Raw genomic sequence first — 9,258 nt, forward strand, 5'->3', positions numbered from 1 at the left:
CAGGTGCCGGGGTGGTCGGGGTCGGGGTGGTAGAGGTCGTCGACGTCCCAGCCGCGGTCCGACGGGAACGGGGCGATGGCGTCGGCGCCGTCGGCGAGCAGCCGCCAGAACTCCTCCGGGGAGTCGGCGCCACCGGGGAAGCGGCAGCTCATCGCGGTGATCACGATCGGGTCGTCGCCGGTCGCCGCCGAGGGGGCGGCGGGGCTCGCCGGGACGGGCAGCCCGTCGTCGTCGCCCGTCGCGTCGCCGAGTTCGGCGATCAGCATACGGGCGAGTTCGGCGCAGTTGGGGTGGTCGAAGACCAGGGTGGCCGGCAGGCGCAGCCCGGTGATCCTGTTCATGCCGTTGCGGAGTTCGACGGCGCTCAGCGAGTCGAAGCCGAGGTCGCTGAAGGCGCGGGTCGGCTCGACGGCCTGCGGTCCGGGGTAGCCGAGGACGGTGGCGACGTAGCCGCGGACGACGTCGAGGACGGCGTCGGCGCGTTCGGCGCCGCTCAGGCCGGCCAGGTGGCGCACCAGCGCGGGGCCGTCGGCGGTGTCGGCGTCGAAGGCGTCCGCCGCGATCTGCCCGGACGCGGTGCCGGGCGCGGGGGCGAGGACGCGCTGGGCGTCGGGCAGGTCGCGGAGCAGGGCGCTGGGGCGGGAGCCGGTGAAGGCGGGCGCGAAGCGTTCCCAGCCGATGTCGGTGACCGCGAGGTGGGTCTCGCCGTGGTCGAGTGCCTGCTGCAGTGCCTGGCAGGCGAGTTCGGGCTGCATGTCGTAGACGCCGTAGCGGCGCAGGCGTTCGCCGACGGCGCCCTCGCCCATGCCTCCGTCGGCCCAGTGGCCCCAGGCGACGGCCGTGGCGGGCAGGCCCTCGGCGCGGCGCCGGGCGGCGAGCGCGTCGAGGAAGGCGTTGCCGGGGGCGTAGTTGCCGAGGCCGGGGCCGCTGATGGTGCCGGACGTCGAGGAGAACAGCACGAACGCGGACAGGTCCATGTCTGCGGTGAGTTCGTGCAGGTGGAGGGCGGCGGTGGCCTTGGTGCGCAGCACCGGGTCCATGCGGCCGGGGTCGAGGGCGTCGATGACGCCGTCGTCGAGGTGGCCGGCGACGTGCAGCACGGCGTCGAGCGGCTGGTCCTCGGGGACCGTGTCGAGCAGGTCGCGCAGGGCGTCCCGGTCGGTGACGTCGCAGGCGGCGATGGTGACGCGGCCGGCGCCGAGGGCGGTCAGTTCGTCGCGCAGCTCGGCCGCGCCCGGCGCGTCGGCGCCGCGGCGGCTGGTGAGCAGCAGGTGGTCGGCACCGAGCAAGGCGAGCCAGCGGGAGACGTGGCCGCCGACAGCGCCGGTGCCGCCGGTGACGAGGACGGTGCCGCGCGGCTGCCATGGCTCGCCGGGCGCGGTGGCGCCCGCGAGCGGGGCGCGGTGCAGCCGTCGGCCGTAGGCGCCGCAGGCACGTACGGCGGTCTGGTCCTCGCCGTCGGGGCGGGCGAGCAGCGCGCACAGCCGGTCGCCGGCGCGCCGGTCGAGGTCGGCGGGCAGGTCGATCAGGCCGCCCCAGCGGTCGGAGTGTTCGAGGGCGGCGACCCGGCCGAGGCCCCAGACGAGGGCCTGGGGTGCGCTGAGGACGTGGTCGGCGCCGGTGACGGCGACGGCGCCGCGGGTGGCGCACCACAGGGGTGCGGCGATCCCGAGGTCGCCGAGCGCCTGGATGAGGGCGAGCGTGCCGGCGAGGCCGGCGGGCACGGACGGGTGGTCGCGGTGCGGGGTCTCGTCGAGGGCGAGGAGGGAGAGGACACCACCCAGGTCGTCCGCAGTGAGCGCGCCTTCGTCGCCGGCGCCGTCGAGGGCGTCGGTGAGGAGGGCGGCCAGGCCCGTGCGGTCGCTGTCGGGGGCGGCGCCGTCGACGGCGACGACGCGTACGGGCACGCCGTGGCCGGTGAGAGTCTGCCGGGTGGCGTCGGCCAGCCGGTGACCGGCGGCGGGCACGGCGAGCAGCCAGGTGCCGGCCGGGGGCGCGCCCGCGGTGTCCTGGGTGAGCGGGGTCCAGCCGACGGTGTAGCGCCAGTTGTCGACGGTGGACTGCTCCCTGCTGCTGCGGCGCCAGGCGGACAGCGCGGGCAGCACCTCGCGCAGCGGGGTGTCGCCGCCGAGGTCGAGGGTGGCGGTCAGGGCGTCGAGGTCCTCCTCCACGGTCCGCCAGAAGCGGTCCTCGGCCTCGCCGGACGTCCCGTCGCCGGAAGCGGTGGTGTCGGCGCCGACGAGGTCGTCGCGGAGTTCGGGCCAGAACCGCGTCCGCTGGAAGGCGTAGGTGGGCAGGTCGACGCGGCGGGCGCCGGTGCCGGCGAAGACACTGTGCCAGTCGACGTGGACGCCCTGGGCGTGGGCCTCGGCGAGGGAGGTCAGGAACCGGTCGTGGCCGCCCTGGTCGCGGCGCAGGGTGCCGAGGGCGACGGCGTCGGCGGCGGCGTCCTCGATGGTCTCGCGCAGCCCGAACGCGACGACGGGGTGCGGGGAGACCTCGATGAAGGCGCGGTGGCCGGCGGCGAGGAGGCCGCGCACGGCGTCCTCGAAGCGGACGGTCTCGCGCAGGTTGGTGTACCAGTAGGCGGCGTCGAGGACGGTGTCGTCGTCGAGCCAGTCGCCGGTCACCGAGGACCGGAAGGGGATCTCGGCGGGGCGGGGCTCCAGCCCGGCGAGCGCGTCGAGGACCGGGCCGCGCAGCGGTTCGACGTGCGGGGAGTGGCTGCCGTAGTCGACGGCGACCTTGCGGGCCTGGACGCCTTCGCCGGTCAGTTCGGCGAACAGCTCGTCCAGGGCGTCGGCGGCGCCGGAGACGACGACCGAGCCGGGGCCGTTGAGGGCGGCCACGGCGAGCCGGTCGCCGAAGCGCTGCAGCCGCGGGCGCACCTGGCCGGCGGGGAGCGGCACGGACATCATGCCGCCGTCGCCGGTGATCGCGGTGATGGCCCTGCTGCGCAGCGCGGCCACGCGGGCGCCGTCCTGAAGGGACAGCGCGCCCGCGACGACGGCCGCGGCGATCTCGCCCTGGCTGTGTCCGACGACCGCGGCGGGCTCGACGCCGTGCGCGCGCCACAGGTGGGCGAGGGAGACCATGACGGCCCACAGGACGGGCTGGACGACGTCCACCCGGTCCAGGTCGGGCGCGTCCGGGCCGCCGCGCAGGGCGGCGGTCAGCGACCAGTCCACCCAGGGCGCGAGGGCCTTCTCGCACTCGGCGATGCAGCGGGTGAACTCCGGTGAACTGTCGAGGAGTTCGCGGCCCATGCCGGGCCACTGGGCGCCCTGGCCGGGGAAGACGAGGACGGGTCCGCTGCCGCGCCGGTCGGTGCCGCGCACGACGTCGCTGACCATGCGGTCCTCGGCGAGGTCGCGCAGGCCGCGCTGAAGGCCGTCGAGGTCGGCGGCGAGGACGACGGCGCGGTGCTCGAACGCGGTGCGGGTGGTGGCGAGGGACAGTCCGAGGTCGGTGAGGGCGGTGCCGGGGTGGGCGCGCAGGTGGGCGAGGAGCCGCCCGGCCTGGGCGCGCAGCCCGTCGGAGGTGCGGGCGGACAGCGGCGCGGGGACGAGGGGCAGGGCCGCGGCGGTGTCGTCGTCGCCGGTCTTCCGGGCGGTGTCTTCGGCCGGCCCGTCGGGGGCCTGCTGGAGGATGACGTGGGCGTTGGTGCCGCTCATGCCGAAGGAGGAGACGCCGGCACGGCGCGGGCGGCCCGTCCCGGGCCACCGCACGGCCTCCTCCAGCAGCCGTACGGCGCCCGTGGACCAGTCGACCTCGGGGGTCGGCGTCTCGGCGTGCAGGGTGGCCGGGAGGACGCCGTTGCGCAGGGCCATGACCATCTTGATGACGCCGCCGACGCCGGCCGCCGCCTGCGCGTGGCCGATGTTGGACTTCAGGGAGCCGAGCCACAGCGGCCGGTCGGCGGGCCGGCCCCGGCCGTAGACGGCGATCAGGGCCTGCGCCTCGATGGGGTCGCCGAGGGTGGTGCCGGTGCCGTGCGCCTCGACGGCGTCGACGTCGGCCGGGGTGAGGCCGCCGCCGGCCAGGGCGGCGCGGATGACACGCTGCTGGGAGGGGCCGTTGGGCGCGGTGAGGCCGTTGGATGCGCCGTCCTGGTTGAGTGCGCTGCCCTGGACGACGGCGAGGACCGGGTGGCCGTGGCGGCGGGCGTCGGAGAGCCGTTCGAGGACGACCATGCCGGCGCCCTCGGCCCAGCTGGCGCCGTCGGCGTCCGCGGAGAACGGCTTGCAGCGGCCGTCCCCGGCGAGCGCGCGCTGCCGGCTGAACTCGATGAGGGAGCCCGGCGTCGACATCACGGTGACACCGCCCGCGAGCGCAAGGTCGCACTCGCCCTGGCGCAGGGACTGCACGGCGAGGTGCAGGGCCACCAGGGAGGAGGAGCAGGCGGTGTCGACGGAGAGCGCCGGGCCCTGGAGGCCGAGGGCGTAGGCGATGCGCCCGGACAGGACGCTCGGCGAGTTGCCGGTGCCGATGTACCCCTCGAAGCTGTCCTTCGCGGCGCCGAGGATGCCGACGTAGTCCTGGTAGGTGACGCCGGCGTAGACACCGGTGAGGCTGCCGCGCCGGGACGCCGGGTCGATGCCGGCCCGCTCCAGCGCTTCCCATGAGGTCTCCAGCAGCAGGCGCTGCTGCGGGTCCATCGCGAGTGCCTCGCGCGGGGAGATGCCGAAGAAGCCGGGGTCGAAGTGGCTTGCGTGGTGCAGGAAGCCGCCTTCTCGGACGTAGCAGGTGCCCGGGTTGTCGGGGTCGGGGTGGTACAGCTTCGCCAGGTCCCAGCCGCGGTCGGTCGGGAACGGCGAGATGCCGTCGCCCCGGTTGACCACCAGCTCCCACAGCTCCTCCGGGCTGGTGATGCCGCCCGGGTAGCGGCACGCCATGCCGACCACGACGACCGGGTCGTCGTCGAGGCGGGCACGGGCGGCGACGGGCGCCGCCGAATCCGTTGCCGCGCCGAAGAGTTCGGTGTCGAGGTGCGCGGCGAGCGCCAGCGGGGTGGGGTGGTCGAAGACGAGGGTGGCGGGCAGCAGCACGCCGAGATCGGCGCTGAGCCGGTTGCGCAGTTCGACGGCGGTGAGGGAGGCGAACCCGAGGTCCTTGAAGACCCGACCGGATTCCACCTCGTCGACGTCGGCGTAGTTCAGGACGGCGGCCGCGGTACGGCGCACGAGGTCCAGCAGAACGCGCCGGCGTTCGGCCGGTGAGCGGCCGTCGAGCCGGTCCACGAACCCCGTGCCGTGAACCGCGTCCCCAAAGCCGTCGACGGCGCGACGGCGCCGGACGCGGGCGGGGGCGGACGTCGAGTCCATACGGGTCTGGGTGGGCGCCGAGTCCGGACGGTGGACGCTCTCCGCCGGGGCCCGCTCGGCGGTGACGGGGCGCAGCCGCAGGGAGTCGACGGTGAGGACGGGGCGGCCGGAGGTGTCGGCGGCGAGCAGGGTCAGCGTGTTCTCGCCGGACCGGGTGAGCCGCACACGCAGGGTGCCCGCGCCGTCGGCGTGGAGGGTGGCGCGCTGCCACGCGAACAGCAGCAGTCCGTCGTCGAGTCCGGCGGGCAGGCCGAGTCCGAGGGGCTGCAGGGCCGCGTCGAGCAGCGCCGGGTGCAGGGCGAACCGCCGTGCGGCGTCCCGCTCCCCGTCGGGGAGGGCGACCTCGGCGTACGCGTCGTCGCCGTGCCGCCATACGGCGCTCAGCGCGCGGAACGCCGGGCCGTACGCCGGGCCGGCGCCTGCGGCGAGACGGCCGTACAGGTCGCCGATCTCGACGGGTTCGGCGCCGGCCGGGGGCCAGTCGGCGAGCGGCGTGTCCGTCTCCTCGGCGGTGGTGCCGGCGGGCGCGAGCAGGCCCTCGGCGTGGCGCGTCCAGACGGTCTCGTCGTACGGCGTGGCGTCGTCGCCGGAGTAGACGGCGACGGGCCGGGTGCCGCGTGCGTCGGGTTCGCCGACGTGGACCTGGAGGCGGACCGCGCCGCGCTCGGGCACGGTCAGCGGCGCCTGCAGGGTGAGGTCGCGGACTTCGTTGCAGCCCACCTGGTCGCCCGCCTGGACGGCGAGTTCGAGGAAGGCGGTGCTGGGCACGACGGCGTGGCCGCCGAGCCGGTGGTCCGCAAGCCACGGGTGGGAGCGCAGGGACAGCCGTCCGGTGAGCACGACCGCATCGCCGTCGGCGGCCCGCACGGCGGCGGCGAGCAACGGGTGGCCGGTGGCGTCGAGCCCCAGTGCGGAGGCGTCGCCCGAACCGGCGGGCGCCTGAAGCCAGAAGCGGCGGCGCTGGAAGGCGTACGTCGGCAGCGCGGTCCGCGGCGCCCGGGCCAGGGCGGGCACGACGGCCGTCCAGTCGACGTCGGCGCCGCGCGTGAACACCGCGGAGACGGCCTCCAGCAGGGCACGCGGCTCGGGACGGTCGTCGCGCAGCGCGGGCACGTGCAGGGTGTCCGCCAGGGCCGGGCAGGACGCGGCCAGGGTGGTCAGGGTGGAGTCGGGGCCGAGTTCCAGGCAGCGGGTGACCTGCTGGTCGGCGAGCGCGCTCACGCCGTCGGCGAAGCGGACCGCGTCCCGGACGTGCCGCACCCAGTATTCGGGGGAGGTCAGCTCCTCGACGGCGGCGACCGCCCCGGTGACGTCGGAGACGACGGGGATGCGGGGCGCCGCGTACGACAGGGTGCCGGCGACGGCACGGAAGTCGGCGAGGACCGGTTCCATCAGCGGCGAGTGGAAGGCGTGGCTGACGCGCAGACGCCGCGTGCGCCGGCCGAGCGCCTCGACAGCAGCGGTGATCTCCCGTACGGCGTCCTCGGTGCCGGACACCACGAGGGACAGCGGCCCGTTGACGGCGGCGATGCCGGCCTCTGTCTCGCGCCCGGCGAGCAGCGGAAGCACCTCCTCCTCGGACGCCTGCAGCGACACCATCGCCCCACCCTCGGGAAGGGCCTGCATCAGCCTGCCGCGCGCCGCGACGAGCCGACAGGCGTCCGCCAGCGACCACACGCCGGCCACATGCGCGGCGGCCAACTCGCCCACGGAATGCCCGAGCAGCACGTCCGGCCGCACACCCCACGACTCCAGCAACCGGAACAGCGCCACTTCGAGAGCGAACAGCGCGGGCTGCGCGAACTCCGTCCGGTTCAGCGTCTCCTGGTCCTCGCCGAACACCACTTCCCGCAGTGGACGCGGCAGTTCGGCGTCCAGGTGCGCGCAGGCCGCGTCGAAGGCGTCGGCGAACACCGGGTATGTGTCGTACAACTCCCGGCTCATGCCGAGCCGTTGCGAGCCCTGACCGGCGAGCAGGAACGCGGTGCGGCCGTCGGCGAGCGCCGAGCCGGAGACGGCGCCGGCCGCCGCCTGGTCCGCGGCGACCGCGCGCAGTCCGCGCAGCAGTTCCTCCCGGTCGCTGCCCCACACCACGGCGCGGTGCTCGAACACCGCCCGGGTACGGACGAGGGACGCGGCGATCTCGATCTCGGCGGCGCCGGGGTGCTCCTCGACGAAACCGGCCAGCCGCTCGGCCTGGGCGCGCAGCGCGGCACGGCTGCGGCCGGACACGAGCCAGGGCAGCAGGGGCGGTTGGGGGCTGATGGCGGGTGACTCGTCGTCCTCGGAGAGCGGGGCGGGTTCCGGCTGCTCCAGGACCACGTGGGCGTTGGTGCCGGACACGCCGAACGCGGACACGCCGGCGCGGCGGGGGCGGCCGTCGGTCTGCGGCCAGTCGGTGGTCTCCGTCAGCAGGGCGACGGCGCCGGCCGACCAGTCGACGTGCGAGGAGGGCTCCTCGGCGTGCAGGGTGCGCGGCAGCACGCCGTGCCGCATGGCGAGCACCATCTTGATGACGCCGGCGACACCGGCGGCGGCCTGGGTGTGCCCGATGTTCGACTTCAACGAGCCCAGGTGAAGGGTCCGTTCGCGGTCCCGGCCGTACGTGGCGAGCAGGGCCTGGGCCTCGATCGGGTCGCCCAGCGTCGTACCCGTGCCGTGGGCCTCGACGGCGTCCACGTCGGCGGGGGTGACGCCCGCGGAGGCGAGGGCTGCGCGGATGACGCGCTGCTGTGCGGGGCCGTTGGGCGCGGTGAGGCCGTTGGACGCGCCGTCCTGGTTGACGGCCGAACCGGCGATCACCGCGAGCACGTCGTGCCCGTTGCGGCGGGCGTCGGACAGCCGCTCGACGACGAGGACGCCGACGCCCTCCGCCCAGCCGGTGCCGTCGGCGTCGTCGGAGAACGCCTTGCACCGGCCGTCGGCCGCGAGTCCGCCCTGCGCGCTGAACTCGACGAACGCGCCCGGGTCGGCGAGCACGGTGACGCCGCCCACCAGGGCGAGGTCGCACTCGGCGGACCGCAGGGACTGCGCGGCGAGGTGCAGCGCAACGAGCGAGGAGGAACAGGCGGTGTCGACGGTGACGGCCGGCCCCTCGAAGCCGAAGGTGTAGGCGATGCGGCCGGAGACCACGCTGCCGGCGACGCCGGTCAGCAGCTGTCCGTCGAGTCCCTCGGGCACTTCGCGCAGCCCGGCGCCGTAACCGGAGCTGCCGGCCCCGACGAACACGCCGGTACAGCTGCCGTGCAGCGAGTCCGGCCGGATCGCGGCGTGCTCCAGCGCCTCCCAGGACGCCTCCAGCAGCAGTCGCTGCTGCGGGTCGACGGCGAGTGCCTCGCGGGGCGAGATGCCGAAGAACACGGGGTCGAACTGCGCGGCGTCGGTGAGGAAACCGCCGGCGCGGGTGTCGCTGCGTCCCCGGCGGCCACCGTCACCACCGTCGCCGTCGGTGCCGCTTCCGCCGGCGGTGGAGCCGTGGAGCGCGTCGAGGTCCCAGCCGCGGTCGGTGGGGAACTCCGAGATCGCGTCCGTCCCTTCGACGACCAGCCGCCACAGGTCGTCCGGGCCGGTCACCCCGCCGGGCAGGCGGCAGGCCATGCCGACGATGACGATCGGGTCGTCCGTGGCGGGGGTGGCCGGGACGGGCAGCCGTCCGGGTTCCCGCGTGCCGTGGTCGTCGGAGAACAGCTCCCGGTGCAGCAGGCGGGCCAGGGCGGCCGGGGTCGGATGGTCGAAGACGAGGGTGCTGGGCAGCTTCAGACCGGTCTCGGCGGAGAGCCGGTTGCGCAGCTCGACAGCGGTCAGGGAGTCGAACCCGAGGTCGCGGAAGGACCGGGTGGCCTCGACGGCACCGGTACCGGTGTGCCCGAGCACGGCGGCGGCACCGCCGCGCACCAGCTCCAGCAGCTCTCGGCCGCGTTCGGGGCCCGTCAGA

At 75.8% G+C, this 9,258-nt stretch carries 1 protein-coding gene; it reads right to left on the minus strand.

Going from position 1 to position 9,258, the window contains the following annotated elements:
* A partial coding sequence (locus tag AC5WRT_RS38380; protein ID WP_496098814.1) for a type I polyketide synthase occupies positions 1 to 9,258 on the minus strand: 9,258 nt, incomplete at both ends.

Source organism: Streptomyces sp. NTD91 (genome assembly GCF_059510455.1).